Genomic DNA, 26,422 nt, shown 5'->3' on the forward strand with positions numbered 1-26,422 from the left:
CAACACCGTCTCACGCGCGCCAGTCGAGTGGGACGTGCCTGGCGCGGTCCCAGGGCCGCTCCCAGCCCGCGAAATGCAGCAGGCGATCGATCACTCCGGCGGTAAAACCCCAGACCAGAGCGCCTCCGACCAGGAAGGCGGGACCCCGGTGACCACTGGGGTGGACGGTCGTGGCCCGGTTCGCCGGATCCGTGAGATCCGCCACGGGAACGGTGAAGACCCGGGCCGTCTCGGCCGGGTCCACCGGCCCGACCGGACTGGGCCGGCGCCACCAGCCCAGCACCGGGGTGACGACGAAACCGCTCACCGGGATGTAGAGCCGCGGCAGCACCGCGAAGACCTGGACCCCCGAGGGGTCGAGCCCCGTCTCCTCCTCGGCCTCGCGCAGCGCCGCACGCAGCGGGCCCTCCCCGTCCGGATCCCCGTCCTCCGGGTCGAGGGCCCCGCCGGGGAAGGAGGGCTGGCCGGCGTGCGAGCGCAGCGAGCCGGAGCGCTCCATGAGCAGCAGCTCGGGGCCGGCCGGGCCCTCTCCGAAGAGCACCAGCACGGCGGAGGGGCGGCCGCCGCCCTGCGGGGGCGGCAGGAACCGGCTCAGCTGGCGCGGTTCGATCGTCTCGGCCACCCGCACCACCGGCCGCAGCCACTCGGGCAGCCCATGGGCGCTGATCTCCACGCCCCCGCCGTACGTGCTCGTCACTCGGCGGCTCCCAGGGGGGCGGCGGGACGGCCGGGGTAGTCGGACGGCGGACGCAGGCGCTGGCCCGGCTGGCCGCCCATCTCGTACTTCAGCAGCTTCTTCGCCTTGTCCGGGTCGGTCTCTCCCTCCCCGTACGCCGGGCAGAGCGGGGCGATCGGGCAGGCGCCGCACGCGGGCTTGCGGGCGTGGCAGACGCGACGGCCGTGGAAGATGATGCGGTGCGAGAGCATCGTCCACTCGCTCTTGGGGAAGAGCGCGGCGATCTCCGCCTCGACCTTCTCGGGGTCCTCCTGGGCGGTCCACTTCCAGCGCCGCACCAGCCGCCCGAAGTGGGTGTCCACGGTCAGGCCCGGCACCCCGAAGGCGTTGCCGAGCACCACATTGGCCGTCTTACGGCCGACACCGGGGAGGGTGACCAGGTCCTCCAGACGGCCCGGGACCTCGCCGCCGAAGCGGTCACGGAGGGCGGCGGACAGGCCCAGCAGCGATTTGGCCTTGGCGCGGAAGAAGCCCGTGGGCCGGATCAGCTGCTCCAGTGCCTCCGGGTCGGCGGCCGCCATGTCCTCGGGCGTCGGATAGGCGGCGAAGAGCGCGGGAGTGGTCTGGTTGACCCGCAGATCGGTGGTCTGGGCGGACAGGACCGTGGCCACCAGCAGCTGGAAGGAGTTCTCGAAGTCCAGCTCGGGATGGGCGTACGGATACACCTCGGCGAGCTCGCGGTTGATGCGCCGGGCGCGGCGGACGAGGGCGAGCCGGGACTCCGGTCGGGCGCCTTGCGAACTCTTGACCGATTTATGCGGTTTCGCCACTTCTGTCGATTCGGCGGATCCTTGTTCGCCCACAGCGGAATCACGCGATGCGGTCACCCGTCCGGCCCCCTTGCCCTGTGCTCTCACCGGCGTATTGGACACCCGGCCAGCCTAAGCCCAGCCACTGACATCCGCCCCGGCCGCCGCGAAGAGGCCCCCAATCGGACCCCTGCCGCACAGCCCGGCAGGCCAGTGCGTCAAACTTGTGATTGATCGCACTGTTTTACCGTCCGGCATCATGGGGACGTCGGTCCCCTGTGCATGTCGACAAGGAGAGACTCGTGGACGACGTTCTGCGGCGCGCCCCGCTCTTCGCGGCGCTCGATGACGAGCAGGCCGCTGAGCTGCGCGCCTCCATGGGAGAGGTCACCCTCGCGCGAGGTGACGCGCTCTTCCACGAAGGGGACCCCGGCGATCGCCTGTACGTGGTCACCGAGGGCAAGGTGAAGCTCCACCGCACCTCTCCCGACGGCCGCGAGAACATGCTGGCCGTGCTCGGTCCCGGCGAGCTGATCGGCGAGCTGTCGCTGTTCGACCCCGGCCCGCGCACCGCCACCGCCACCGCCCTCACCGAGGTCAAGCTCCTCGGCCTCGGCCACGGCGACCTCCAGCCGTGGCTGAACGCCCGGCCCGAGGTCGCCTCCGCGCTGCTGCGCGCGGTCGCCCGGCGCCTGCGCAAGACCAACGACCAGATGTCCGACCTGGTCTTCTCCGACGTCCCCGGCCGGGTCGCCAGGGCCCTGCTGGACCTGTCGCGCCGCTTCGGCGTGCAGTCGGAGGAGGGCATCCACGTCGTCCACGACCTGACCCAGGAGGAGCTGGCCCAGCTGGTCGGCGCCTCCCGCGAGACCGTCAACAAGGCGCTCGCCGACTTCGCGGGCCGCGGCTGGCTGCGGCTGGAGGCGCGCGCGGTGATCCTGCTGGATGTCGAGCGGCTGGCCAAGCGCTCCCGCTGACGCCGGACGGAGACGCCCGCGGAAACGGATCGTGAGGGCCCTGCCGGAATCCCGGCGGGGCCCTTACGGCGCTCCGGAACGGCGCTCCCGAACGATGTCCCGGCACGGCGCTCCGGGAACGGCGCTCCGGAACAATGCCCCGGCACGGCGCTCCGGAACGGCGTAGCGGCCTCAGATCAGCCCGTGCTCGCGCAGATACTCCAGCTGGGCCCGGACCGACAGCTCCGCCGCCGGCCACAGCGACCGGTCCACGTCCGCGTACACATGCGCCACGACCTCCGAGGGCGTCCGGTAGCCGTTCTCGACCGCCGTCTCCACCTGGGCGAGCCGGTTGGCGCGGTGCGCGAGGTAGTACTCCACCACGCCCTGGGCGTCGTTCAGCACCGGTCCGTGGCCCGGCAGGACCGTGTTCACCCCGTCGTCCACGGTCAGCGACCGCAGCCGCCGCAGCGAGTCCAGATAGTCGCCGAGCCGCCCGTCGGGATGCGCGACGACGGTGGTGCCCCGCCCGAGCACCGTGTCGCCCGTAAGGACCGCGCCATCGGCCGGAAGGTGGAAGGACAGCGAGTCGGCGGTGTGGCCGGGCGTGGGCACCACCCGCAGCTCCAGGCCGCCGGTGGATATGACGTCCCCCAGCTCCAGCCCCTCGTCCCCCAGCCGCAGCGCCGGGTCCAGCGCCCTTACGGACGTCCGCGTCAGCTCGGCGAAGCGCGCCGCGCCCTCCGCGTGGTCCGGATGGCCATGGGTGAGCAGCGTCAGCGCGACCCGCTTGCCCGCCCGCTCGGCCGTCGCGATGACCTCCTTGAGGTGCGCGTCGTCGAGCGGCCCGGGGTCGATGACGACGGCGAGGTCGGAGTCGGGCTCGGCGACGATCCAGGTGTTGGTACCGTCCAGCGTCATGGGGGAGGCGTTCGGCGCCAGGACGCAGACGGCCCGGTCGGTGGCCGGGCCGCCGATGGCGCCCCCGCGCGGCTGACCGGGCAGAGCGGATGCGTACGTCATGCGGAAGATCCCCCCGTGGCGCGCGGAATGTGCCTGGTGAACTCATCATGACCCGGCCAGCTCAGCACCAGCTCCCCGTTCTCCACCCGCGCCTGGGCCAGGATCGGCTTCAGGTCCCGGTCCGCGGCCGCGGCCAGCGCCTCGGCGACCGAGCCGTGGGCCGCGAGCTGGCGCAGCGTCGCGATCGTGGGCGGCATCATCAGCAGCTCGCCCCGGTCGTAGCCGTCGGCCGCGTCGATCGGACGGATCCAGACGGTCCGGTCCGCCTCCGTGGAGGCGTTACGGGTGCGCTGCCCCCGCGGCAGCGCAGCCACGAAGAACCAGGTGTCGTAGCGGCGCGGTTCGAACTCCGGGGTGATCCAGCGCGCCCAGCAGCCCAGCAGATCCGAGCGGAGCACGAGCCCCCGGCGGTCCAGGAACTCCGCGAAGGACAGATCCCGGGCGACCAGCGCCGCGCGGTCCGCCTCCCAGTCGTCCCCCGTCGTGTCCGCGACCACGGTGTGCGGTGTCGGGCCCGCCAGCAGGATCCCCGCCTCCTCGAAGGTCTCGCGGACCGCCGCGCACACGATGGCCTGCGCCTGCGTCGGCTCGTCGGGGTCCAGGCCCAGCCGCCGCGCCCACTGCGCCCGCGAGGGTCCGGCCCAGGTGACCATGCGCTCGTCGCGCGGGTCCACGGAGCCGCCCGGATAGGCGTACGCGCCTCCGGCGAAGGCCATGGAGGCGCGTCTGCGCAGCATGTAGACGGCGAGCCCGCCGGGCCCGCCCGCCGCGTCCCGTACGCCCTCCGCGGGCGCCTCAGGGCCGTGCGCGGCCCTTGCGGGCCCCGGCGCCGCCGCGAGCTTCTCCGCCGCGTGCTCCCCGTCGCCGTCCTGCCGGCCCTGCGGGTCCTGCGAGTCCTGCCGGTCCTGTTCAGGTTGTCCGTCCCGCAGCAGCAGCACGGTGGCGGCCCGGCGCGGTGTCACCGGTGTGAGCTCACCGGCCGACAGGAGGCGGATCCGCTCGGGCCATTCGGGCGGGTACCACTGGCCGTTCGTAGTGGACATGGCCGGATGCTATGCGCTCACGGGCTGATGTTCGAGTGGCTCCGACGGCGCCACGCCGGGGGCGGTCCGGGCACGGCGGTCCGGGCACGGCCGTCGCACCGGCCCGCCCCTCCCCGCGCCGACCTACGCATCCCCGCGCCGGCCCACGCACCCGCGCGCCGACCCGCGCATCCCCGCGCCGGCCGGCCCGCCCCCGGCTCCGCTCGCTGGTCCGCGACCTCGACCTGGATCTAGTCCGCGACCTCGACCTGGATCTCGACCTCGACCGGGGCGTCCAGCGGCAGCACCGCCACGCCCACCGCGCTGCGCGCGTGCACGCCCGCGTCGCCCAGGACCTCGCCGAGCAGCTCGCTCGCGCCATTGACGACGCCCGGCTGGCCGGTGAAGTCCGGCGCCGAGGCGACGAAGCCGACGACCTTCACCACCCGCACGATGCGGTCGAGGTCACCGACGACCGACTGCACGGCGGCCAGCGCGTTCAGCGCACAGGTGCGCGCCAGCTCCTTGGCCTCCTCCGGGGTCACCTCCGCGCCGACCTTGCCGGTCACGCCCAGCTTCCCCTCGACCAGCGGCAGCTGGCCCGAGGTGTAGACGTACGGGCCGGTGCGGACCGCGGGCACGTACGCGGCGAGGGGCGCCGCGACCTCGGGCAGCGTCAGACCGAGCCCGGCGAGCCTGCCCTCGACCGCGCCGCTGCCCATCAGCTCTTCTCCCGCTTCAGGTAGGCCACCAGCTGCTCCGGGTTGTTCGGCCCGGGAACGACCTGGACCAGCTCCCAGCCGTCCTCGCCCCAGGTGTCCAGAATCTGCTTCGTGGCGTGTACGAGCAGCGGTACGGTCGCGTATTCCCACTTGGTCATGGGCCGACTGTAATGCCTCTCCGCCGGGCCCTGGTGCGTAGCCCGAGGGGCGACTGGTTAGGCTCCCCACTGTGAGCAGGCTCCATGTCGTCAGTGGCAAGGGCGGAACCGGCAAGACCACGGTCGCCGCCGCACTCGCGCTGGCCCTCGCGACCGGTGGCAGGCGAACCCTGCTGGTCGAAGTCGAGGGCCGTCAGGGCATCGCGCAGCTCTTCGAGACCGAGCCGCTGCCCTACGAGGAGCGGAAGATCGCCACCGCGCCGGGCGGCGGGGAGGTGCACGCCCTGGCGATCGACCCGGAGTTCGCACTCCTGGACTACCTCCATATGTTCTACAAGCTGGGCTCAGCCGGACGCGCACTCAAGAAGCTCGGCGCGATCGATTTCGCGACCACCATCGCCCCGGGGCTGCGGGACGTCCTGCTGACCGGCAAGGCGTGCGAGGCGGTGCGCCGTAAGGGCAAGGACGGCCGCTTCGTCTACGACTCGGTGGTCATGGACGCGCCGCCCACCGGCCGCATCACCCGCTTCCTGAACGTCAACCACGAGGTGGCGGGGCTGGCCCGGACCGGCCCGATACACAATCAGGCACAAGCCGTGATGCGCGTCCTGAAGTCGCCCCAGACGGCGGTCCACATGGTGACCCTGCTGGAGGAGATGCCGGTCCAGGAGACCGCGGACGGCATCGCGGAGCTGCGCGCCGACGGCCTTCCGACGGGCGGGGTCATCATCAACATGGTGCGGCCCGCGATCCTCGACCAGGAGGCCGTCGAGGCCGTCGCCAACGGGCAGCGTACGGCCGTCGCCAAGGCGCTCTCCCAGGCCGGCCTGGGCGGCGCCCGCCGCGGCGGCCTGGCCGAACAGCTGGTCGACCCGCTGCTGGAGCAGGCGCGCGAGCACGCCGAACGGGTGGAGCTGGAGCGGGCGCAGCGCGCCGAGCTGACCGGTCTGGGACTGCCGCTGCACGAGTTGGAACTGCTCACGGACGGCGTCGACCTGGCCGGGCTGTACCGGCTCGCGGCGGATCTGCGCAAGCAGTGGCCGACGTGAGCGGCGTCCGCCGTAAGGGCGCCACGGGCAACGAGTCGTACGCGAGTCGTACGCGGGAGGCGGCATGAGCATGGACGTGGCACCCCGGCTGGACACCGACGCCCTGCTGGACGATCCGCAGACCCGCATCGTGGTGTGCTGCGGCTCCGGCGGCGTCGGCAAGACCACCACCGCCGCGGCCCTGGGCGTACGGGCCGCCGAGCGCGGCCGTAAGGTCGTCGTCCTCACCATCGACCCGGCCCGCCGGCTCGCCCAGTCCATGGGCATCGACGCGCTCGACAACATCCCGCGCCGGGTGGACGGCGTCGGCGACGGCAAGGGCGGCGAACTGCACGCCATGATGCTCGACATGAAGCGGACGTTCGACGAGTTCGTCGAGGCGCACGCCGACCCCGAGCGCGCTCGGGCGATCCTCGCGAACCCCTTCTACCAGTCGCTCTCGGCCGGTTTCGCGGGCACGCAGGAGTACATGGCCATGGAGAAGCTCGGCCAGCTGCGGGCCCGCGACGAATGGGACCTGATCATCGTCGACACCCCGCCCAGCCGGTCGGCGCTGGACTTCCTGGACGCGCCGAAACGCCTCGGCTCCTTCCTGGACGGGAAGTTCATCAAGGTCCTGATGGCCCCGGCGAAGGTCGGCGGCAAAGCCGGAATGAAGTTCCTGAACGTGGGCGTGTCGATGATGACGGGCACGGTCAGCAAGGTGCTCGGCGGGCAGTTGTTGCGCGACGTACAGACTTTCGCTGCCGCGATGGACACCATGTTCGGCGGGTTCCGCACCCGCGCGGAGGCCACCTACCGGCTGCTTCAGGCCCCCGGTACCGCCTTCCTGGTGGTGGCCGCGCCCGAGCGGGACGCCCTGCGGGAGGCCGCGTACTTCGTCGAACGGCTGGCCGCGGACCAGATGCCACTGGCCGGGCTGGTGCTGAACCGGGTGCACGGCAGCGGGGCCGAACAGCTGTCGGCGGAACGCGCGTTGGCCGCCGCGGAGACCTTGTCGCTGGCCGACTGCCCCGAGGATCCGGACGACACATCCGTGGACGGTGCGCCCGCGAACACCGCAGAGGGAAGCGTTCCGGCCAAGAACGGCACCGGGTCAGAAAATCTTGCCGACGGCGGATTCGTCGATCCCCACTCAGGGAATGCTCAAGCGCGGAACCCCTCAGCAGCGGACCCCGACGTCTCCCCCACGTCGGCGGACTCGTCGGCGGAGCGGCTCGCCGCGGGACTGCTTCGCTTGCACGCGGAGCGTATGCAGGTGCTCGGACGCGAGCAGCGCACACACGACCGCTTCACGGCGCTCCACCCCGAGGTTCCGGTGGCCCAAGTGGCCGCACTCCCTGGCGACGTACACGACTTGGCAGGACTCCGGGCGATCGGCGAACGCCTCGCGGTCCCGCTGGAACGGACCAAGCGCGCGGCGGGCTGAGCCGGTGCCCGCCCAGCGGTCGGAACGGTCATACGGTCACCGGTAGCGGACCCATCCCCGGCCCGCGCCGACCCGTTGGGCCGCGCGACCGGCAGGCCATGTGTCCCACAGGCCATGTGGCCCAGGCCCCATCGCCGACCGCAGCCTTGGCCGCGACCCGCGCCCGTGCTCGGAGGCGTGCGCGTACCCGTACTCGCCCCGACGAGGCGTGCCGCACTCGCACCCCCGGCTCGTGCCGTTGCCGAGAGGCGGGTGAGGTGATGGTGAGGCATGCCGTCTCGTCGGCAGGCCATCTCGTGGTCAGGCCGTCAGTCGATCGCCACTCGATCCCCAGTCGATCGCCGAGACCGCCGTCCGGCCTATCCGACCGCGGCGAAGCGCTCGTAGTCCTCGTCGTCGAAGGGCAGAATGCCCGCGCTGCGCTCGTACTCGGTGCGCGCGGTCTCCAGGAGCCTGCGCCAGGAGGTCACCGTCGGCCGGCGGCGCAGCAGTGCTCGCCGCTCGCGCTCGGTCATCCCTCCCCACACACCGAACTCCACGCGGTTGTCCAAGGCATCCGCAAGGCACTCGGTGCGCACCGGACATCCAGTGCAGACCGCTTTGGCCCTGTTCTGTGCCGCGCCCTGGACGAACAGTTCATCTGGATCAGTAGTGCGGCAGGCGGCCTGCGCACTCCAGTCGGTTACCCAGCCCATGCTGGCGCCGTCCTCTCCCGAATCGGAGCTCCCCCACGGCGACAAACGGCATATTCACCGTCGCCAGTTGAGGACGTTACGGAAGCGAGACAAGGCGCAACACCCCCTGCAGGCCCAATCTTGGATGGTCCGAACGGACTATGGGTACGCGGCAGATCACCCAACGGAGTGAGCTGGCGACATTTGAGATTACTAGTGCAAATCCGGGCAGTTCACCCGACGGACAACGGGCAGCTCATGACAGGGGCGGCAATCCGGACAGCTCTCATCACTCACTCGAGTGATGATGGGGGTGTGGCTCAGCCACACAGCTGTGGCTGGCGTGAAACAGCTTATGCGAACACCCGGTCCCCTGTCCGGCGATTCGAGACGTAGGCTGCCTCCTATGGGAAACACGCGCTCGAGCGGCGGTCTGTCCACCGCTCAACAGGCCGCCAAGTTCCTCGGCGTCAGCGCGCTGGCCGGTGCCGTGATGGCCGGGCTCGCGCTTCCCGCCGTCGGGGCGCTCGGCCTCGCGGCCAAGGGAACGGTGGAGGAGTTCGACGGAATTCCGGCCAATCTCAAGACACCGCCGCTCAGCCAGCGGACGACGATCCTGGACGCCAAGGGCGGAGAGATCGCGAAGGTCTACTCCCGCGACCGGACGATCGTGAAGCTGAAGGACGTCTCCCCCTATATGCGGCAGGCGATCGTCGCGATCGAGGACGCCCGCTTCTACCAGCACGGGGCGGTCGACCTCAAGGGCGTGCTGCGCGCGGTGAACACCAACGCGCAGGAGGGCGGGGTCTCCCAGGGTGCCTCCACGTTGACCCAGCAGTATGTGAAGAACGTGTTCGTCGAGGAGGCGGGCAACGACAAGGAGAAGGTCGCCCAGGCCACCCGGCAGTCCATCGGCCGCAAGATCAAGGAACTGAAGTACGCGATCAAGGTCGAGAAGGAACTGGGCAAGAAGCGGATCCTCGAGAACTACCTGAACATCACCTTCTTCGGTCAGCAGGCATACGGCATCGAGGCGGCCTCGCAGCGCTACTTCAGCAAGTCCGCCAAGGACCTGAACCTGGAGCAGTCGGCGATGCTGGCCGGTCTCGTCCAGTCGCCCAGCCGCTACGACCCGATCAACGCCCCGGAGACCGCCAAGGAACGCCGCAACACTGTGCTGCGGCGCATGGCCGAGGTGAAGGACATCACTCCGGCACAGGCCGCCGCGGCCCAGAAGAAGCCGCTCGGCCTCAAGGTCAGCATGCCCAGGAGCGGCTGCATCACGGCCGTCCAGGGCGCCGGGTTCTTCTGTGACTACGTCCGCGAGATCCTGCTCAACGACCCGACCTTCGGCAAGACGGCGGAGGCGCGCGCCAAGCGCTGGAACCAGGGCGGCCTGACGATCCGTACGACGCTGGACCCGCAGGCCCAGGAGTCGGTCCAGAAGTCGATCAAGTCGCATGTCTACCAGTCCGACTCGGTGGCCACCGCGGTGACGCTCGTCGAGCCGGGCACCGGCAAGGTGCTGGGGATGGGCCAGTCCCGGCCGTACGGCTTCGGCGAGAACGAGACCCAGATCAACCTCTCCGCGGACAAGGCCATGGGCGGCTCGAACTACGGCTTCCAGGTCGGTTCCACGTTCAAGCCGATCACCGCCGCGGCCGCCATCGAGCAGGGCAAGAAGCCGTACCAGCGCTACTCCTCGCCGTACAAGATGAAGTATCCGAGCCCGGTCACCACCTGCAAGGGCACCTGGCGCAACGACGAGGGCGCGACCGTCGAGAACGAGAACGAGAGCGAGGTCGGCCCGTACGCGATGAAGGAGGCGACCGCCAAGTCGGTCAACACCTACTTCGTCCAGCTGATCAGCGACATCGGGGTCTGCCCGGTGACGCAGATGGCCGACAGGATGGGCGTGGAGCGCGCCGACGGCGAAGAGCACAACCAGGTGCCCTCCCTCACTCTCGGCTCCGAGGGCTTCTCGCCGCTGACGATGGCCAACGCCTACGCGACCTTCGCCAACCGCGGCGTCTACTGCTCCCCGGTCTTCATCGAGTCGATCACCGGCCCGAACGGCAAGGCGCTGAAGGTCCCGCAGTCGAAGTGTTCCCGCGCGATGTCGGAGAAGACCGCGGACACCATCAACACGCTGCTGCGCGGGGTGGTCGAGGACGGCACCGGCAAGCAGGCCGGCCTCAAGAACCGCCCGAGCGCCGGTAAGACCGGTACCACGGACGAGCGGCGGGCCGCGTGGTTCGTCGGCTACACCCCGAACCTGGCCGGTGCGGTGTGGGTCGGCGGTCCGGGCGCCAAGGGCGTCACGATGGAGAACATCAGCATCGGCGGCGTCTTCCACGACAAGGTCTACGGCGCGGACACCCCCGGCCCGATCTGGAAGGACGCGATGAGCGGCGCGCTGGAGGGCAAGCCGGCGCCGAACTTCGAGTCCGTCTCGATCAAGGACCCGAACCAGCACAAGTCCGATGACGACAAGAAGCGGAACGACCGCAAGCCGAGCAACGACGGCGGCGACAAGGGCGACAACGGCGACAAGGGCGGCCAGGAGAACCCGTGGCCGGACATCTCCCTGCCCTCGGACCTGATCGGCGGCGGCAACGGGAATGGCGGGAACGGCAACGGAAACGGCGGCCGGCACTGGCCGCGGTAGCGGTGACCGTGACTGAGCGCTGAAGGGGGCCGGACAGAGATGTCCGGCCCCCTTCTTGGCTATGTGCGCCCTACGGTTACGCCATGCGATCTTACGGTTACGCCGAGCGTCTTACGGCTTGGCCGTGCGGCCTTACGGCTTAGCCATGCGGCGCCTTACGGCCGCGCGGCGAACACGAACATACGGATACGGACAGCGCGCGAACGGTAACGTCACGCGACGGCTGTCCGGTCGCGCGAGCTACCCGCCTGCGAGCTGCCGCTTCACCGCGGCGGCGACCCGGCCGCCCTCCGCCCGCCCGGCGATCTTCGGGTTCACGATCTTCATCACGGCGCCCATGGCCCGCGGACCCTCGGCACCGCCCGCCGCGGCTTCCTGCACCGCCTCGGCCACCAGGGCGTTCAGCTCGTCGTCCGTCAGCGGCTTCGGCAGATACTCGGCGAGCACCTCGCCCTCCGCCCGCTCCCGCTCGGCCTGCTCCGCGCGGCCACCCTTCTCGAACGCCTCGGCCGCCTCACGGCGCTTCTTGGCCTCCCGCGCGACGATCTTCTCCACCTCGGCGTCGGACAGCTCACGGGCGCTCTCGCCCGAGACCTCTTCCTTCGTGATCGCGGTGATGGTGAGCCGGAGAGTCGAGGAGCGCAGCTCGTCGCGCGCCTTGATCGCCGCGGTGAGGTCGTCCTGGAGCCTGGACTTGAGCTTGGTGGTCATGGCGTCGAGTCTGCCAGCACTGGCCGGGAATCACCCGAAGATTTCTCCCCCTGCCGCGTTCTGCGACCATGGATGGCATGCGCGCGCGATACGGAGTACCCCTGGGAATCACGGCGGTCGGCGCAGCCGGCCTCGCCTACGCCGTCGGCTTCGAAGTCCGGTCCTTCAGGCTCCGGCGGATCACCGTCCCGGTGCTCCCGCACGGGATGCGCCCCCTGCGCGTCCTCCAGGTCTCCGACATCCACATGGTGAGCGGGCAGCGCAAGAAGCAGCGCTGGCTCCAGTCCCTCGCCGGGCTGCGCCCCGACTTCGTGGTGAACACCGGGGACAACCTGTCGGACCCCGAGGGCGTGCCGGAGGTCCTGGACGCGCTGGGCCCGCTGATGGAGTTCCCCGGCGCGTACGTCTTCGGCTCGAACGACTACTACGGACCGAAGCTGCGTAATCCCGCCCGCTATTTGCTGGAGAAGGCCAGCGGCCGGCATGGGCTGAACGGCAACCCCCCGGCCGTCGGCGCCATCCACAACCCGTGGACGGAACTCCGCGACGCCTTCGACGCGGCCGGCTGGGTCGGACTGTCGAACACCCGCGGCCGGCTGAAGCTGGACGACATCGAGATCGCCCTCACCGGCCTCGACGACCCCCATATCAAGCGGGACCGCTACGCCGAGGTGGCCGGCGGCCCCGAGTCGGACGCCGACCTCTCCCTCGCCGTGGTCCACGCCCCGTATCTGCGGGTTCTCGACGCCTTCACCGCCGACCGCTACCCCTTGATCCTCGCCGGCCACACCCACGGCGGTCAGCTGTGCATCCCCTTCTACGGCGCCCTGGTCACCAACTGCGACCTCGACACCCGCCGGGTCAAGGGCCTCTCCCAGCACCACGCCGGCGGCCACACCTCCTACCTCCACGTCTCCGCGGGCTGCGGCACCAACCGCTACACCCCGGTCCGCTTCGCCTGCCCCCCGGAAGCCACCCTGCTCACCCTGACCCCCCAGACCCTCTGACCCCACCCCCACCCAGCCGGACCGCCCGAAACGCCCCGACCTGCGAGCCCTCGGAAACCGGATTTCGTCTCTGGCCGCAGGTCCGCTAAAGTAGAGCTCGTTGCTTCGGGGTGTAGCGCAGCTTGGCAGCGCGCTTCGTTCGGGACGAAGAGGTCGTGGGTTCAAATCCCGCCACCCCGACTGAAGGAACAGGCCGGAGGCCCCTCTCGTACGAGAGGGGCCTCCGGTGCGTTGGGGTGACGTGTGACACATCCCCGCCGCCGATCCGGCGGTGTGACCCCGTCGTCATTGTGGCCACCGGTGCCGCCGCACCGTCTCGTCCTCGGTTTCGCCTCGCTGATCTTTCTCCGGGGGCGTGCTTCCGGTCGGCTGTCCGTGGTGCATGACGGGCTCCCCTGCGGATTTCCCCATGATCGTGCCGGGGCGCGCCCGTGCGGCGTTAGGCATCGCTCCGCCCCGGGCGGGTCGCGGCCCTTGCGGTGAGCTCCAGCAGCAGTGCCTGAAGCATCGACGAGCGGTCGAAAGACGATGGGCCGGCGCATATGAGCTGAAGGGCGATCCGGAAGAGCCATCGGCGTATCAACTGACTGGTGCGCGCTTCCCCGTTCACTGCGTCCCCACCCCCGGTTGCGTGCCTGGCGCGCCATCACGTCCAAGTGGCGCGCCTACCATTGGAGGGCGTGGTGCCGGGATGGGCACAGGTGCGCCGCGGCGGACCGTGGGTACTCCGGGGGCCCGAAGCGGGCGCACTTCGGGTAAAGGCTTAGTAAAGCAGCCATCGACTCCTAGCATGAGTTCCACCGGAGGAACTCGATCGGGGGCGTCATGAGCAATCGCCGAGAGCCCAATCACCAGCTCGAGGCCTTACTCGCCGAAGCGCGGTTCTCGCGCAAGGGGCTGGCCCGGCGGGTGAGTGAACTCGCGGCCACGCAGGGGCTCAGCGTGCTCTGTGACCACACGTCCGTCGCTCGCTGGCTGTCCGGTTCGGTTCCCAGAGATCCGACCCCGACGCTTCTCGCCCAGGTGTTCTCGCACCACATCGGACGCACGGTGACACCTCGCGACCTCGGCATGGAAATGGCATCCGAGGACCAGACGATCGGCCTCCGCTATCCCAGAACCCTGGGATGCGCCGTAGAAACGGTCACCCGCTTGTGGAGGTATGACGTGGAACGCCGCGGGTTTCTCACGGACTCGGTCTTCGCTGCCGGAGCCGTATCGGTCGCCAGCCGCGACTGGCTCATCGGCAGCCCGCGCGAAGACCTCAGTCAGCACAGCAGGTCCACTCGGGTGACGATGGCGGACGTGCGCGAAGTACGCGCGCTGGGCGATGAATTCGAGCGGCTCAGCCATGAGTTCGGGTCACAGCGGATCCGCCGGCACATGGTGAACTACCTGCGCTACGACGTCGGGCCGCTGCTGAAGAAATCCCGTACGGACACGGTGGGCCGGGCGCTGTTGCAGACCGCCGCGGAGTTCACCGCCTCGGCGGGCTATATGGCCATCGACTGCAATCAGCTGAATCTCGCCGAGCGCTACTACATCCAGGCTCTCGCCCTGGCCAGCGCCGCCGATTCACGGCATTACGGAGCGCAGGTGATGGCCACGCACATGGGCCATCTCGCGCTCTACGCCGAGCATCCGGCCGAGGCGGTGCAGCTGGCCGAGGCGGCTCGGGCCGGGGGCCGGCAGAACGGCGAGCCCCTCGGCATCGCGGTGTCCTGGGTGGTCGAAGCGCGCGGCCACGCCCGGATGGGCGACGCCCGAGCCTGCGGCCGGGCGCTGTCGGAGGCGGAACGGCACTTCGGCCGGTCGGGCCCGGCCCATGATTCACCGCCGTATCTGCGGTATTTCAAGGAGGCATATCTGGCGGATGCCTTCGCGCACTGCTTCAGGGATCTCAACCAGCCGAAGAAGGCCAGTGAGTACGCGATGGCCGCATTGCGCGATCTGCCCGCGACACATATGCGCCGACGGGCCATCAACACCGGGATTCTCGCGCATGCCAATCTGTCGAAGGACGAACCGGAGGAGGCCGCGCGGCACGGTCTCGAGGCGGTGCGGCTGACACGTCAGCTGCATTCCCCGCGGGCCTTTCGCCGGATCGCCCGGCTGCGCAAGCGTTTCGATCCGTACCGGCAGGCACCGGGCGTCGCCGCGTTCCTGGAGCAGGCCGACGGTCTTGTCGCGGACGCTGCTGTATGAGCGGGGCGCTGCTGTCTGAGCGGCGCTGCTGTCTGACCGGCGCTGCCGTATGAGCGGCGCTGCTGCCTGAAAGGTGCTGCTGCCCGCATCTCTCAGAGCTGGTCGGTGAGGTCGGGGCCGAGGCCGTCGATCTCGTCGGGTTCGGCGATGCCATAGCCCTCGGCGCATCCGAAGTATGTGGGCTCGCCGGGCCGGGCCGGGGTGCCGAGCAGGGAGTCGAGGGCCCGCAGGGCCGCGGCCAGGCGGGGCGCGTTGCGGCGCTGGACGTCCGGGTGGGGGACGCCCCGGAAGTCGTAGCGGCCCCAGATGTCGTGGAACACCTCGACGTCCGCCGTCAGAGCGTGGTCGTCCGGGTCGACCGTCAGCACGACGAGATCGCGCTCACGCCGCTCCCCGCCCTCGGCGTCGAACCATGTGCCCTTACCGGTGACGGCGATGGGTCCGACCTGGGCGTCCGGGTACCCCACGGGGCGGCTCCGCCGGATGCGCCGGGCCAGTTCCGCCGCGTCGAACCGGCCCATGACCGGCAGCCGCGTGAGTACGCCGATGCCGCCGACGCCATGGACGAACCACATCCACTCCAGGACGTCCGCCTCCAACAGCCCGTGCTCCCTCAGCACGGCCGACATCCGCGCCGCCGTCATCAGCGCCGGCTCCAGACCGGGGGCGGCGAAGGCGTCCAATTCCCATTCCCACGAGGCGCATTCCCGCGGCGCGCGCATCAAGAAGGACATGCTTGTCTCGGTCTCTTCACCTCGCGGCCAGCCCCAGCACGGCTTCCGCGTTGGCCAGCATCCGTGCGATGTCGATGGGGAGGTGCTGGAACTCCTCCATCACGACGTCGTACGGCTCCACCCGGCGGGTCTGTCCATCGCGGCCCTCGGTCTCGATGAGATAGCGGTAACCGGCCGGGGAGCTCCGGTCGTCGACTTTCCTCCAGGCCGCTCCATGGCGTCGTACCAGCACATCGCCCAGGTAGGAGGTCAGGTCCGTGTGCAGCGTGATCCAGTCCGACTGCTCGAATTCACCGAGCGGCAGCCGGTCCACATAGTGCTGAAGGCCGGGCATGAGCGCCAAGGCGTCCTCCGCGTACCGCGCGGGCGCCACCCCGAGCATCATCGCGAGTCCGACGACGTTGCGGTGCGCCCCTTCCGCCCACTCCACGGCCTCCGCGGCCGTCCCCTCCGGTGTTGTGTTCCGCATCCGCACAGCATTTCAGCCACGCCGGCCGACCGCTATGGGCGGCTCAGTGAGCGGGTGATGCCCGCCGCGATGGTGGTGGCCAGGATCCAGCCGGTGACGATGAGGGTGTAGGAGAGCCACTGGCACCAGCCCTGTGGCGCGAAGGCCGACTGCTGACCGAAATCGGTGATCGGCAGCAGCAGGTCCACGGTGTAGAAGACGGGGTTGAAATCGGGGGCCTCGTCCGCCTTCAGGGGACGGGGCCGGTCCAGGGTGAAGGCGATGGCGCCGGTGAGGAGGAGGGCCAACAGCCATCCGGCGGCGCGCATGGGACGGAAGCCGTAGCCGACGGTGATGTCCTGGAGGTGGCCCCAGGCCCTGGCGTACGGGGGGAGGGTGCGGCGGTGCCTGCGGAGCTTGGCGAGTTGGACGGTGCGGGCGGCGGCGTCGTCGCCCGCGGTGCGGTAGGCGGCGGTCAGCTGCTCGTAGGCGTACGGCAGATAGCCCGACTCCTCGCGCTCCAGCAGCGGCAGACGCTGTTCGGCGGGGAGGTCGGGAGTGAGTCTGCGATAGCTGAGGCCGTCGATCCTGACCCGGTCGGGCCAGGTCTCCGGGGCGATGTGCAGCAGATCGGCCTGGCAGCCACGGAGGTTCACCGTGCCCTCGATCGGGGCGGCCGCGCGCAGCCACAGCTCACCTATCACACAGCTGCTGGCGCGCAGGGCCTGGCCGCCGGGGTTGGAGAGCCGGGCGTAGGCGAGGTTCAGGTGACGGGGGATTCTGGCGCCGCTGATGTTGACGCGGCCATGGGCGCGCAGCCGCATCGCGCGCAGGTCGGTGCCGACCGACAGGGTCTCGGCGTGCAGGGCGTTGTGGCCGGGGTGGTGCAGTACGGCGTCGTTGAGATTGACCTCACCGGTGACGGTGGCCCCGTTCAGCCGGACCTGGCCGTGGGACACGAGCCCGGCGGCGGCTATGTCGTTGCCCACGACCACATGGTTGAGCTCCAGCGCCGGCTCCTGGAGTGTGTCGGGGTCCGGGGTGCCAGGGGTGTGCTGCCCACTGGGTACGGTGTGCGATCCATCGGGGTTGTCGGGTCCGTCAGGGGCTTCCGGGGAGACGCCCAGACGCGCTCCGTCGAGGAAGATCGCCCCGGCGATCTGGGATCCCGCGAGCCTTACGGGGCCCGCGATACGGCAGCGGCTCATCCGCAGCACGCCCTCGACGCGGAGCGCTCCCGCGGTGAGGGCGGGCAGCACGGAATCGCTGAGCACCAGGGCGCGCAGCTGCGCCCCGTAGAGCATCGGGCCTTCGGTGAAGTGGCAGGAGCGCAGCCGTATGGAGTGCTGGACCACCCCGTATCGGAGGTCGAGGCGCCCGGTGATGCGCGCACCCGCCAGCTTCAGCCCCGCTATCTCCCCGCTCCGGCTCTCCCCGCCGACCAGCAATGCCCGCAGTACCTCGGCCCGTACGGTCCGCTCGGGACCCCATGCCGCACCGGCCGCCGGGTCGTCATCGGCGCTTTCGCGCAGATCGACGCCCTCGCCCAGCGGGAACGCCGCCCAGACGCGGCGCTCGGCTGGGGTCAGGTCGGCGATCTCCATCGGCGGGGCCTATTCGGCCGTGCCCGGCCGGCCCGGCCAGCCCTGGCGGCGCAGGACGGCCGGGATGTCGGGGGCCTGGTAGTGGTCGCCCTTGAGGACCTTGCCGTCGGCGCGCAGGGTGGGACGGCCGTCGGGGCCGAGTTTGGTCATGTTGGCCCGGTGGATCTCGGCGATCACCGCGTCGAGGTCGATGCCGTGGACCAGGGCGGTGCCGTAGGCGACGTAGACGACGTCGGCCAGCTCATGGGCGAGGTGATCGAGGGTGCCGTGGGCGCTCGCCTCGGCTACTTCGGCGCACTCCTCGGCCAGCAGGTTCTGGCGGTGGGCGGCGAGTTGCGGTGGGACCTCGGTGGGGGTCGTACGGGCGTCGAGGCCGAAGGCCAGGTGGAATTCGCGGACGAGGTCGGCGGGAGAGGGACGCATTCGTCCGATCGTACGTGTGCGCTGTGCGCTCCCGCCGGATCACGCCAATCCCCCGCCCCCCCCCGCTAATCCCGCACCGGCTCCCGCGCCTCCGGCTCCGCCAACTTCTACAGTGTTGTAGATTTTGGAGTCCGGTCCATCGAGTACCAGGAGGAGATCGTGGGAGTTTCCCTGTCCAAAGGCGGCAATGTCTCGCTGAGCAAGGAGGCGCCGGGCCTGAGCGCGGTCGTCGTCGGCCTGGGCTGGGACGTGCGGACGACGACGGGCACCGACTACGACCTCGACGCCAGCGCCCTGCTGTGCGACGAGGCCGGGAAGGTCGCCTCCAACCAGCACTTCGTCTTCTACAACAACCTCACCAGCCCCGACGGTTCGGTCGAGCACACCGGCGACAACCTGACCGGTGAGGGCGAGGGCGATGACGAGGCCATCAAGGTCAACCTGGCCGCGGTGCCCGCCGAGATCGCCAGGATCGTCTTCCCGGTCTCCATCCACGACGCCGACAGCCGCGGCCAGAGCTTCGGCCAGGTCCGCAACGCCTTCATCCGGGTGGTCAACCAGGCCGACAACGCCGAACTCGCCCGCTACGACCTGAGCGAGGACGCGGCGACCGAGACGGCGATGGTCTTCGGCGAGCTCTACCGCCATGGCGCGGAGTGGAAGTTCCGCGCGGTCGGCCAGGGGTACGCCTCGGGTCTGGCGGGCATCGCCTCCGACTTCGGCGTCAATCTCTGATCCCGGTCTCCGGCCGCCGGGACGGCCTTACCCCTGGTCGTCGAGCGCGTCGATGACCGTGCGGGCCTCCTGAAGGGTGGCCGTCAGATCCCTGGGCGTGGTGGCGTCGCCGACGGTGTGGCGGCCCGGAGCGGGGTGTGCGGCCAGTGTCCCAGCAGTACCACCTGATGGCCTCGTCCCGCCGCCTCGGCGGCTCCCTGGAGGCCGGCGGCACCGGAGCCCAGGACGGTGACGCGCGAGGGAGGTACGGGGGACGCGCCGACCGACGAGGCTCGGCCGCCGCGTCCCCAGCCCGGGTCGGCCGGGCAACCCGTGGCGCGGCCCGCGTGCGCCTCACCCCAGCAGGCACCGCAGTAGACGCAGGGCCGGATCTCCGCCTCCCGTCCCGCCCGTGTCCTCGCCGGGAGGGCGGCGTCCGCGCTCATGCCCATGCCGGGGACCGGCACCCCCGCCCCCGGCCGGGCGTGCCGGGACCGCTGCCCGTCCGCGCCCCGTAGCACCTTTCGCGCCGCCCGAGAGACAATTCGAGGGTGACCGAGCGCAAGCCTCCGGGCATCAGCTTCGAGACATGGGCCGACCGGCAGATCCGCGAGGCGGAGGAACGCGGCGCGTTCGCCGACCTTCCCGGCAAGGGAAAGCCTCTCCCCGGCCTCAACAGGCCCTATGACGATCTGTGGTGGGTCAAGGAGAAGATGGCCCGCGAGAACCTGTCGTTCCTGCCCCCGACACTCGTGCTGCGCAAAGAGGCGGAGGACGCGCTCGCCGCCGTCGAGAAGGCGCCGTCGGAGCGGGTGGTGCGGGAGATCCTCGCGGACGTCAACGACAAGATCCGTGAGGCGATCCGGCGGCCCCCGCCCGGCCCGCCGCTCAATCTCGCCCCCTTCGACATCGACGAGATCGTCCGGGAGTGGCGAGAGCGCCGGGACCCGCCGGCACACGCGGACTGACCGCTGCGCAAGCGGCCAGGAAGACGGCCGGGACGCCATGTGCCCCGGCCCGTCACCGGGTCACCGGCCCGTCACCGTGGTTCAGGGTCGCCCGTCGCCCGGGACTACTCCTCGTTGCCGTACGGGCGGGTGATGATCTCCATGCCATGACCGGCCGGGTCCAGGAAATACAGCCCGCGCCCGCCGTAATGATGGTTGATCTCGCCCGGCTGCTTCAGATGGGGATCGGCGTAGTACGTGACCCCCTGCTCCCGGATCCGCGCGAAGGCCGCGTCGAACTCCTCGTCCGAGATGAGGAACGCGTAGTGCTGCATGACGATCGACTCGCCGGGGATGGTGGCGAAGTCCAGGGTGACGCCGTTACTGGTCTCCACCGGAACGAACGGCCCCCACGCTTCTCCCACTTCGAGGCCGAGGATGTTCGCCAGGAACTCCGCGGATGCGTGGTTGTCCAGAGAGTGGACGATCGTGTGATTCAACTCGACTGACACTGTGGAATGCCTCCGTAAGGCAATCTCACGGACACCTCCATGCCTCACCCGGCCGGTGACCGACACGCGATGCCGTACCTCCGATGCTAGGCGGCACCGCATACCGCCGTCGAGGCCGTGGACGCTCAGCTCCGGTCCGCGGAATCCCCGGCGTCGGGCAACTTCTTGACAGCCGCCACATAGAAGATCCCGCCCTCCGGGTCGCGCAGCGCCGCGATGCGCCCATAGGGGGTGTCGATGGGCTGGGAGAGCACGCCGCCGCCGAGCTCCGCGCCGCGTCCGGCCACCTCGTCGACGTCCTTCACACAGAAGTAGACCCGCCAGCGGGGCCGGACGTTCGGGTCCGGGGCGGCCTCGATGGCGCCGCCGCGCAGCCCGGCGACCGCCTTACCGTCGATATGGAGAACCACCCGGTCGTGTTCGAAGCGGACGTCGCAGCGCTCCCGCTCATGGCTGTCCCAGCCGAAGACCTGCCCGTAGAAGAGCGCCGCCTCGAAGGCGTCGCGGGTGCGCAGCTCCAGCCATACGGGCGCGCCGGGTCTGCGCTCGCCCCACCAGGCGGAGGTCAGATCGCCCTCCCAGATGCCGAAGTTGGCCCCGTCCGGGTCGGCCGCCCAGGCCACCCGGCCGCTGCCGAACTCCAGCGGCCCGACCGCGACCGTGCCCCCGCGCTCCTGGATGCGCGAGGCCACCTCGTCCGCGCTGTCCGCCGCGAAGTACGTGGTCCAGGTGACCGGGAGGGCCACACCCGCCGACGGGGACGAGGCGCCGATGCCGACGGTCGGTACGCCTCCCTCGGTGTACGCGACGGTGTAACGGCCGTGACCCTGCCGGGTGGGACGGAAACCCCATCCGAAGAGCTCTCCGTAGAAGGCGTGCGCGCGGTTCAGGTCCGCCGCCATGAGACTCACCCAGCACGGCGCGCCCTGGACGGCACGGAACCTCTCCCGCAAGGCCGCTCACCTCACTCGTTTCCCCGGGGACGCCGCGGGGCGTCCCGCGGGCAGCCGTCATCGCTCGCGCCTCAGGCCCGATATCTCCACTTTCCTCCGATTTCGCGTTCGGCGCCACCTTGATGACCCTCGGCGCGCCCCGGGGAGGGAGCGGGCGCGTTGTGGCGCATCACACCGGGGCACGTCCGACACCGGGGCGTGGCCGATCGGCCGCGGCAGGGCAGTATTGCGCCCATGTCGAATCTCCGCTCAAACATCGTCTCCTGGCTGGGCCGCAAGTATTTTTCGAGAATCCAGAAGAACGGCTTCGATCTGTCCAAGATGTCGTTCCTCCCGGACGCCACGCTGGCGCCGCTGCGCCGCGACGGTCTCGACCCCGTGGCCGACCTGTCCCGAACCAGGGCAAAGGAACCCATCAGCAAGATATGGCTGCCTTTCGGGATCAATGCCTGGCTTGTCACCGGATATGACGAGACCAAGGCGGTGCTCGGGAAAGCGAAGGGGTTCAGCTCCGATTTCACCAACCTCGCGGAACGGAACATCGGCGTCGCCCCGCAGCAGAATCCAGGCGGTCTCGGCTTCAGCGATCCACCGACGCATACGAGACTGCGACGCCTGCTGACGCCGGAATTCACCATGCGGCGGCTCAGCAGGCTCACCCCGCGCATCCACTCCATCGTGGAGGAGCGCCTCGACGAGATGGCCACGGCCGAGGGCCCGGTGGACCTCGTACAGGCGTTCGCCCTCCCCATCCCCGCGCTGGTCATCTGCGAGCTGCTCGGCGTCCCGTACGAGGACCGCGATGACTTCCAGCGCCACAGCACGGCGCGGTTCGACCTGTTCAGCGGGGCGAACGCCTCCTTCGGCGCGATGTCGGACTCCCTCACCTATCTGCACGGAATCGTCCGGAAGCAGCGGGAGGAGCCCGGCGACGGGCTGCTCGGCATGCTGGTGAAGGAGCACGGTGACGAACTCGACGACCAGGAGCTGGCCGGGCTCGCCGACGGGGTACTGACCGGCGGCCTGGAGACGACCGCGAGCATGCTGGCGCTCGGCACGCTGGTGCTGCTCCAGGCCCCCGAGCACTTCGCGGCCATACGCGACCAGGACGATGTGGTGGACCAGTTCGTGGAGGAGCTGCTGCGCTACCTCACGGTGGTGCAGGTGGCCTTCCCGCGGTTCGCCCGCGAGGACATGGAGATCGCGGGCACCCGGATATCCACCGGTGACCTCGTGCTGTGCTCGCTGAGCGGGGCCAACCGGGACGAGAAGCTGGGTCCGGACATGGAGCGGGTCGACCCGTACCGGCAGGCCCCTTCGCATCTGGCCTTCGGACACGGCATCCACCGCTGCATAGGCGCCGAGCTGGCCAAGATGGAACTGCGGGCCGCCTATCCCGCGCTGGTCCGGCGGTTCCCGGAGATGCGGCTCGCGGTACCGGCGGAGAAGCTCTCGTTCCGCAAGCTCTCCATCGTCTACGGCGTGGAGGAGCTGCCGGTGCTGCTGAGGTAGCGCCCCCGGAGGGAATGGCGAGGGGAGGGAACGGGGCGAACGGGAGGGGACGGGGACGAACGGGAGGGTGGCGCGGGCCAGAGGGGGCCAGAGCGGGCCAGGCCCGGTCAGAAGCGTTCGACGAGGTGATCGCGCTCGCGCGGGGGCTCGTACGGCGCCGGCCAGAAGTCGGTGATCGTCTGGATCCGGCCGTCCGGCGCGGCGGTGAAGAAGCTGATCGCCTGCGTCTCCTCCTCGTCCACGCTGAAGCGCACCCAGGAGACCGCCTGCGCGCCGTCGGCGACGACGCGCTCGATCTCCAGGCTCCACTCGCCGACGTGCTCGGCGTTGAAGCGGACCACTCCGTCCCGGCCGAGTACCCGCTCGCGGGTCTGCGGCAGCTCGTAGCGGACGTCGTCGGCGAGGGTGGCGCCGAACGCCCGCCAGTCCCTGGCCTGGGCCGTCGCCCAGTACGTCTCCACCGTCACGCCTATGTCGGCCATCGGCTCCCCCTCGGTGTGCGGCCGCGGTCCATCCCGCCGGGAACGTTATCCACAGGCGCGGGGCGACGCCAGCGCGCATGTCGGGGTGCGGCGCAGAATGGTGGGCATGACTGAGAGCACGGAGTCCATGCCGGACTGGGAGAAGCGCTTCCGAGCGCCGCGAGTGGGGCTGCCCGACTGGGCGGAGGAGGCCCCGGACCGCTCGCTGTTCGTCTCGAACGCCACGGGCACGTACGAGCTGTACGCATGGGACCGGGCGACCGGTGCGCAGCGGCAGGTCACGGACCGGCCGAACGGCACGACGGACGGGGTCCTGTCCCCGGACGGCCAGTGGATCTGGTGGTTCTCGGACACCGACGGCGATGAGTTCGGGGTATGGCTGCGCCAGCCGTTCAGCGGCGGCGAAGGGGGCGAGCGCCCGGCCGACGAGCCCGCGGCCCCCGGCCTCGAGCCCTCCTACCCGGCGGGGCTCGCGCTGGGCCGCGACGGCACGGCGGTGATCGGCCGGTCCACCGACGAGGACGGCTCGACCATCCATGTGGTGCGGCCGGGCCGCGAGCCCGAGGAGATCTACCGGCACCGCGAGTCCGCCGGAGTGGGCGATCTCTCCCATGACGGGACGCTGATCGCGGTCGAGCACACCGAGCACGGCGACGCGATGCACTCGGCGATCCGGGTGGTGCGGCTGGACGGGACGGCCGTCGCGGAGCTGGACGACACCAAGGGCGGCACCGAGGAGCTGGGCCTGTCCGTGATGGGCTTCGCACCCGTCGAGGGGGACACCCGGCTGCTGGTCGGGCACCAGCGGCGCGGCCGGTGGGAGCCCATGGTGTGGGATCCGCTGACCGGCGCGGAGACCCCGCTGGCCATCGATCTGCCCGGTGACGTCGGGGCCGACTGGTTCCCGGACGGATCGGCGCTGCTGGTCGAGCACAGCCATCAGGCGCGCAGCGAGCTGTGGCGGTACGACCTCGCCTCCGGCGAGCTGACCCGCCTGGAGACCCCGGCGGGCACGATCTCGGGCGCCACGGCGCGGCCGGACGGCACGGTGGAGTTCCTGTGGTCGTCGGCCGAGAAGCCGCCCCAGGTGCGCTCGACGAGCGGGCGGACCGTGCTGGACCCGCCCGGTTTCACGGCCCCGGAGTCGGTGCCTGTCACCGACGCCTGGGTGGACGGCCCCGGTGGGCGGGTGCACGCGCTGGTGCAGAAGCCCGCGGGCGAGGGCCCCTTCCCGACCGTCTTCGACATCCACGGCGGCCCGACGTGGCATGACAGCGACGCCTTCGCGGCGGGCCCCGCCGCCTGGGTGGACCACGGCTTCGCCGTGGTCCGGGTCAACTACCGCGGCTCCACCGGATACGGGCGGGCGTGGACGGACGCGCTCAAGCACCGGGTCGGGCTGATCGAGCTGGAAGACATCGCGGCCGTGCGGGAGTGGGCGGTGGCCTCCGGGCTCGCCGACCCCGAGCGCCTGGTGCTGGCCGGCGGTTCATGGGGCGGCTATCTGACCCTGCTGGGGCTCGGGACCCAGCCGGATGCCTGGGCGCTGGGGCTGGCCGCGGTCCCGGTCGCGGATTATGTGACGGCCTACCACGACGAGATGGAGGCCCTGAAGGCGATGGACCGCACCCTGCTGGGCGGCACCCCGGAGGAGGTGCCGGAGCGGTTCGCGGCCTCTTCCCCGCTGACCTATGTGGATCAGGTGCGGGCGCCGGTCTACATCTCGGCGGGGGTGAACGATCCGCGCTGCCCCATACGGCAGATCGACAACTACGTGGAGCGCCTCGAGCGGCGCGGCGCCCCGCATGAGGTCTACCGCTATGACGCGGGCCATGGCTCGCTGGTCGTCGAGGAGCGGATCAAGCAGGTGCGCTTGGAGATCGAGTTCGCCCGGCGTCATCTGGGGTCCGGTTCGCGTCCGGCGCCGCCGGAGCCGTCGGCTCGGCAGGCGTGATGCCGAGGGCCAGATCGCGGGCCGTCTCGGCCTCGCGGCGGAACAGCCGGAACCACATGAAGACCACGAAGCCCGCGAAGACGAACCACTCACCGGTGTAACCCAGGTTCTGGAACGCCTTCATGTCGAGCCCGGTGCCCTCCGCCACCTTGGGGGGCACCGGCTTCAGGGCCCCGGGAGCCTCGGCGGAGGTCACCCACGCGTCGTACACCTGGTACGGCACCAGGTTGACCAGGGAGGCGGCGCTGATCATGCCCAGCTGGCCCCGGGGGAGGCCGCCGCGCGCGCTCACCCCGTCGCTGCCCTGGTGCTCGGACGCCTGGAGCACACCGGTGACGGTCACCTCGCCGGAAGGGGGTGCCGGCACCTTGGCGGTGGCCGCCGGATCGCCGGCGTCGCCGGGGAGCCAACCGCGGACGACGGGCAGCGCCTTGGACCCGGCCTCGCCCCCGTCCTTGCCGTCGTCCTTGCCGTCGTCGACGCGCAGCAGGGTCAGCACGTAGAAGCCGTCGCGGCCGTCCAGCCGCCGGTCGGGCACGAGGAGTTGATGTGCGGTGTCGTATCGGCCGGTGGCGGTCGCCCGCTGCCCGGAGGTCTCGGCGGTGACCGGCAGCAGCTCGCCCAGCGGCCGGGCCGCGGCCTTCTGCTCGCGGGACGTCTCGTCGTGCTGCTCGTTGTGGGTGTTGACGCGCGTCTCGAAGCGGCTGAGCTGCCAGCTGCCCATGAAGAGGCAGACCGGGATCGCCAGCAGGGTGAACACGTTGATCACCCACCAGCGGGGTGTCAGCAGAAACCGATACACACCACCACGGTACGGGCTTGGCGTCGGGGCCCCGGCGCCGGGTCCGCCCCTTACGCCCCCGCACACCGGCCTCCCCGACCCCGCCGGGGTACGTCCGGACCGCCGTGGGGGCCGCCGGGCGGGTCGCCATGGAGGCTGCCTGGTGGGGCCGCCGTGGAGGCTGCCGGGCGGCGGGCGCCCGGAAGGCCGCTGCCGTGCTCCAGCCGCTGCTCCCAGGGCTCAGCCGCT

General features: G+C 70.7%; 26 protein-coding genes and 1 tRNA gene. 11 read left to right on the forward strand and 16 right to left on the reverse strand.

Annotation, left to right across the window (positions count from 1 at the left end; translation table 11 throughout):
- Positions 1-10: 10 nt before the first annotated feature.
- Together PS467_RS20145 and nth are read right to left on the reverse strand one after the other, a co-directional pair.
- Positions 11-697 (reverse strand): NUDIX hydrolase, encoded by a 687-nt coding sequence (locus tag PS467_RS20145; protein WP_268973029.1) that lies wholly within the window; start codon positions 695-697, stop codon positions 11-13.
- A complete protein-coding gene (gene nth / locus PS467_RS20150; RefSeq protein WP_311036454.1) occupies positions 694-1,506 on the reverse strand; it encodes an endonuclease III in 813 nt (270 codons plus the stop codon). Before nth ends, PS467_RS20145 begins: the two co-directional genes overlap by 4 nt.
- A gap of 281 nt (positions 1,507-1,787) precedes the next feature.
- Between nth and PS467_RS20155 the strand changes: the two genes are divergently transcribed.
- Positions 1,788-2,462, forward strand: a complete 675-nt coding sequence (locus PS467_RS20155) for a Crp/Fnr family transcriptional regulator (RefSeq protein WP_014061749.1) — start codon at positions 1,788-1,790, stop codon at positions 2,460-2,462.
- A gap of 171 nt (positions 2,463-2,633) precedes the next feature.
- On the opposite strand, the gene PS467_RS20160 is transcribed toward PS467_RS20155, so the two are convergent.
- The 4 genes from PS467_RS20160 to sp36 form a co-directional block, all read right to left on the reverse strand.
- Positions 2,634-3,464, reverse strand: coding sequence for an MBL fold metallo-hydrolase (locus PS467_RS20160; RefSeq protein ID WP_268973033.1), 831 nt, complete (start codon positions 3,462-3,464; stop codon positions 2,634-2,636).
- The gene (locus PS467_RS20165) at positions 3,461-4,507 is read right to left on the reverse strand and encodes an NUDIX hydrolase (RefSeq protein WP_311036455.1); all 1,047 of its coding nucleotides are present in this window, start codon (positions 4,505-4,507) and stop codon (positions 3,461-3,463) included. Before PS467_RS20165 ends, PS467_RS20160 begins: the two co-directional genes overlap by 4 nt.
- Before the next feature lie 230 nt (positions 4,508-4,737).
- Positions 4,738-5,208 (reverse strand): RidA family protein, encoded by a 471-nt coding sequence (locus PS467_RS20170; protein ID WP_268973037.1) that lies wholly within the window; start codon positions 5,206-5,208, stop codon positions 4,738-4,740.
- Complete coding sequence (sp36, locus tag PS467_RS20175) at positions 5,208-5,366, reverse strand: Sp36 family protein (RefSeq protein WP_017947820.1); 159 nt, start codon at positions 5,364-5,366, stop codon at positions 5,208-5,210. The genes PS467_RS20170 and sp36 overlap by 1 nt, the downstream gene beginning before the upstream one ends.
- 71 nt (positions 5,367-5,437) lie before the next feature.
- On the opposite strand from sp36, the gene bagA reads away from it, so the two are divergent.
- A complete protein-coding gene (gene bagA / locus PS467_RS20180) occupies positions 5,438-6,415 on the forward strand; it encodes an ATPase BagA (protein WP_268973040.1) in 978 nt (325 codons plus the stop codon).
- Positions 6,416-6,479: 64 nt separating this feature from the next.
- The gene (gene bagB, locus PS467_RS20185) at positions 6,480-7,844 is read left to right on the forward strand and encodes an ATPase BagB (protein ID WP_311036456.1); all 1,365 of its coding nucleotides are present in this window, start codon (positions 6,480-6,482) and stop codon (positions 7,842-7,844) included.
- A gap of 359 nt (positions 7,845-8,203) precedes the next feature.
- On the opposite strand, the gene PS467_RS20190 is transcribed toward bagB, so the two are convergent.
- Positions 8,204-8,539: a WhiB family transcriptional regulator gene (locus PS467_RS20190; protein ID WP_066027259.1), complete on the reverse strand. Its 336-nt coding sequence runs from the start codon at positions 8,537-8,539 to the stop codon at positions 8,204-8,206.
- Positions 8,540-8,924: 385 nt separating this feature from the next.
- Between PS467_RS20190 and PS467_RS20195 the strand changes: the two genes are divergently transcribed.
- Positions 8,925-11,186: a transglycosylase domain-containing protein gene (locus tag PS467_RS20195; protein ID WP_311036457.1), complete on the forward strand. Its 2,262-nt coding sequence runs from the start codon at positions 8,925-8,927 to the stop codon at positions 11,184-11,186.
- A 240-nt stretch (positions 11,187-11,426) separates the two neighbouring features.
- On the opposite strand, the gene PS467_RS20200 is transcribed toward PS467_RS20195, so the two are convergent.
- Positions 11,427-11,897 carry a GatB/YqeY domain-containing protein gene (locus PS467_RS20200; RefSeq protein ID WP_311036458.1) on the reverse strand — a complete coding sequence of 157 codons (471 nt, stop codon included), beginning with the start codon at positions 11,895-11,897 and terminating at the stop codon, positions 11,427-11,429.
- Between the two features lie 77 nt (positions 11,898-11,974).
- Between PS467_RS20200 and PS467_RS20205 the strand changes: the two genes are divergently transcribed.
- From PS467_RS20205 to PS467_RS20215, 3 genes are all read left to right on the forward strand, one after another.
- Positions 11,975-12,904 carry a metallophosphoesterase gene (locus PS467_RS20205; RefSeq protein WP_311036459.1) on the forward strand — a complete coding sequence of 310 codons (930 nt, stop codon included), beginning with the start codon at positions 11,975-11,977 and terminating at the stop codon, positions 12,902-12,904.
- Positions 12,905-13,010: 106 nt separating this feature from the next.
- Positions 13,011-13,084: transfer RNA gene (locus PS467_RS20210), tRNA-Pro, on the forward strand.
- 645 nt (positions 13,085-13,729) lie between these two features.
- The gene (locus PS467_RS20215; protein WP_498076483.1) at positions 13,730-15,109 is read left to right on the forward strand and encodes an NsdA family TPR-like regulatory protein; all 1,380 of its coding nucleotides are present in this window, start codon (positions 13,730-13,732) and stop codon (positions 15,107-15,109) included.
- 92 nt (positions 15,110-15,201) lie between these two features.
- Here PS467_RS20215 and PS467_RS20220 read toward each other — a convergent pair whose 3' ends face one another.
- Genes PS467_RS20220 through PS467_RS20235 form a run of 4 tightly spaced genes read right to left on the reverse strand, consistent with a single transcriptional unit; the run spans position 15,202 to position 18,318 of the window.
- Positions 15,202-15,843, reverse strand: coding sequence for a hypothetical protein (locus tag PS467_RS20220; RefSeq protein WP_311036461.1), 642 nt, complete (start codon positions 15,841-15,843; stop codon positions 15,202-15,204).
- 16 nt (positions 15,844-15,859) lie between these two features.
- Entirely contained in the window at positions 15,860-16,312 is a 453-nt protein-coding gene (locus PS467_RS20225) for a hypothetical protein (RefSeq protein ID WP_311036462.1), read from the reverse strand.
- A gap of 32 nt (positions 16,313-16,344) precedes the next feature.
- Entirely contained in the window at positions 16,345-17,895 is a 1,551-nt protein-coding gene (locus PS467_RS20230; protein WP_311036463.1) for a membrane-associated oxidoreductase, read from the reverse strand.
- A gap of 9 nt (positions 17,896-17,904) precedes the next feature.
- Positions 17,905-18,318 (reverse strand): pyrophosphohydrolase domain-containing protein, encoded by a 414-nt coding sequence (locus PS467_RS20235; RefSeq protein WP_268973060.1) that lies wholly within the window; start codon positions 18,316-18,318, stop codon positions 17,905-17,907.
- A gap of 159 nt (positions 18,319-18,477) precedes the next feature.
- Between PS467_RS20235 and PS467_RS20240 the strand changes: the two genes are divergently transcribed.
- Complete coding sequence (locus tag PS467_RS20240; protein ID WP_268973061.1) at positions 18,478-19,053, forward strand: TerD family protein; 576 nt, start codon at positions 18,478-18,480, stop codon at positions 19,051-19,053.
- A gap of 530 nt (positions 19,054-19,583) precedes the next feature.
- Positions 19,584-20,000 carry a DnaJ family domain-containing protein gene (locus PS467_RS20245; RefSeq protein WP_311036464.1) on the forward strand — a complete coding sequence of 139 codons (417 nt, stop codon included), beginning with the start codon at positions 19,584-19,586 and terminating at the stop codon, positions 19,998-20,000.
- A gap of 104 nt (positions 20,001-20,104) precedes the next feature.
- Here PS467_RS20245 and PS467_RS20250 read toward each other — a convergent pair whose 3' ends face one another.
- Complete coding sequence (locus PS467_RS20250) at positions 20,105-20,491, reverse strand: VOC family protein (protein WP_268973063.1); 387 nt, start codon at positions 20,489-20,491, stop codon at positions 20,105-20,107.
- Positions 20,492-20,616: 125 nt separating this feature from the next.
- Positions 20,617-21,393: a VOC family protein gene (locus PS467_RS20255; protein WP_311036465.1), complete on the reverse strand. Its 777-nt coding sequence runs from the start codon at positions 21,391-21,393 to the stop codon at positions 20,617-20,619.
- 285 nt (positions 21,394-21,678) lie between these two features.
- Here PS467_RS20255 and PS467_RS20260 point away from each other — a divergent pair, with 285 nt between their 5' ends.
- Positions 21,679-22,956 (forward strand): cytochrome P450, encoded by a 1,278-nt coding sequence (locus PS467_RS20260; protein ID WP_311036466.1) that lies wholly within the window; start codon positions 21,679-21,681, stop codon positions 22,954-22,956.
- 107 nt (positions 22,957-23,063) lie between these two features.
- Here the strand turns inward: PS467_RS20260 and PS467_RS20265 are convergent, their stop codons facing one another.
- On the reverse strand, positions 23,064-23,438 hold the full coding sequence (locus PS467_RS20265; protein ID WP_268973065.1) for a nuclear transport factor 2 family protein: 375 nt from the start codon (positions 23,436-23,438) through the stop codon (positions 23,064-23,066).
- Positions 23,439-23,544: 106 nt separating this feature from the next.
- On the opposite strand from PS467_RS20265, the gene PS467_RS20270 reads away from it, so the two are divergent.
- Positions 23,545-25,392 carry a S9 family peptidase gene (locus PS467_RS20270; protein ID WP_432280612.1) on the forward strand — a complete coding sequence of 616 codons (1,848 nt, stop codon included), beginning with the start codon at positions 23,545-23,547 and terminating at the stop codon, positions 25,390-25,392.
- Here PS467_RS20270 and PS467_RS20275 read toward each other — a convergent pair.
- Positions 25,298-26,194, reverse strand: coding sequence for an SURF1 family protein (locus PS467_RS20275; RefSeq protein WP_311036467.1), 897 nt, complete (start codon positions 26,192-26,194; stop codon positions 25,298-25,300). The two genes, PS467_RS20270 and PS467_RS20275, sit on opposite strands and share 95 nt — an antisense overlap.
- Between the last annotated feature and the right edge of the window lie 228 nt (positions 26,195-26,422).

The sequence above is a fragment of the Streptomyces luomodiensis genome, from assembly GCF_031679605.1.
GTDB lineage: Bacteria > Actinomycetota > Actinomycetes > Streptomycetales > Streptomycetaceae > Streptomyces > Streptomyces luomodiensis.

What these genes read in the sequence shown, in the direction of transcription:
- PS467_RS20160 (WP_268973033.1), bottom strand. Translation starts at nt 3,464, where the DNA reads ATGACGTACGCATCCGCTCTGCCCGGTCAGCCGCGCGGGGGCGCCATC.
- PS467_RS20165 (WP_311036455.1), bottom strand. Translation starts at nt 4,507, where the DNA reads ATGTCCACTACGAACGGCCAGTGGTACCCGCCCGAATGGCCCGAGCGG.
- PS467_RS20170 (WP_268973037.1), bottom strand. Translation starts at nt 5,208, where the DNA reads ATGGGCAGCGGCGCGGTCGAGGGCAGGCTCGCCGGGCTCGGTCTGACG.
- sp36 (WP_017947820.1), bottom strand. Translation starts at nt 5,366, where the DNA reads ATGACCAAGTGGGAATACGCGACCGTACCGCTGCTCGTACACGCCACG.
- bagB (WP_311036456.1), top strand. Translation starts at nt 6,480, where the DNA reads ATGAGCATGGACGTGGCACCCCGGCTGGACACCGACGCCCTGCTGGAC.
- PS467_RS20190 (WP_066027259.1), bottom strand. Translation starts at nt 8,539, where the DNA reads ATGGGCTGGGTAACCGACTGGAGTGCGCAGGCCGCCTGCCGCACTACT.
- PS467_RS20195 (WP_311036457.1), top strand. Translation starts at nt 8,925, where the DNA reads ATGGGAAACACGCGCTCGAGCGGCGGTCTGTCCACCGCTCAACAGGCC.
- PS467_RS20200 (WP_311036458.1), bottom strand. Translation starts at nt 11,897, where the DNA reads ATGACCACCAAGCTCAAGTCCAGGCTCCAGGACGACCTCACCGCGGCG.
- PS467_RS20205 (WP_311036459.1), top strand. Translation starts at nt 11,975, where the DNA reads ATGCGCGCGCGATACGGAGTACCCCTGGGAATCACGGCGGTCGGCGCA.
- PS467_RS20215 (WP_498076483.1), top strand. Translation starts at nt 13,730, where the DNA reads ATGAGCAATCGCCGAGAGCCCAATCACCAGCTCGAGGCCTTACTCGCC.
- PS467_RS20220 (WP_311036461.1), bottom strand. Translation starts at nt 15,843, where the DNA reads ATGTCCTTCTTGATGCGCGCGCCGCGGGAATGCGCCTCGTGGGAATGG.
- PS467_RS20225 (WP_311036462.1), bottom strand. Translation starts at nt 16,312, where the DNA reads ATGCGGAACACAACACCGGAGGGGACGGCCGCGGAGGCCGTGGAGTGG.
- PS467_RS20230 (WP_311036463.1), bottom strand. Translation starts at nt 17,895, where the DNA reads ATGGAGATCGCCGACCTGACCCCAGCCGAGCGCCGCGTCTGGGCGGCG.
- PS467_RS20235 (WP_268973060.1), bottom strand. Translation starts at nt 18,318, where the DNA reads ATGCGTCCCTCTCCCGCCGACCTCGTCCGCGAATTCCACCTGGCCTTC.
- PS467_RS20255 (WP_311036465.1), bottom strand. Translation starts at nt 21,393, where the DNA reads ATGGCGGCGGACCTGAACCGCGCGCACGCCTTCTACGGAGAGCTCTTC.
- PS467_RS20260 (WP_311036466.1), top strand. Translation starts at nt 21,679, where the DNA reads ATGTCGAATCTCCGCTCAAACATCGTCTCCTGGCTGGGCCGCAAGTAT.
- PS467_RS20265 (WP_268973065.1), bottom strand. Translation starts at nt 23,438, where the DNA reads ATGGCCGACATAGGCGTGACGGTGGAGACGTACTGGGCGACGGCCCAG.
- PS467_RS20270 (WP_432280612.1), top strand. Translation starts at nt 23,545, where the DNA reads ATGACTGAGAGCACGGAGTCCATGCCGGACTGGGAGAAGCGCTTCCGA.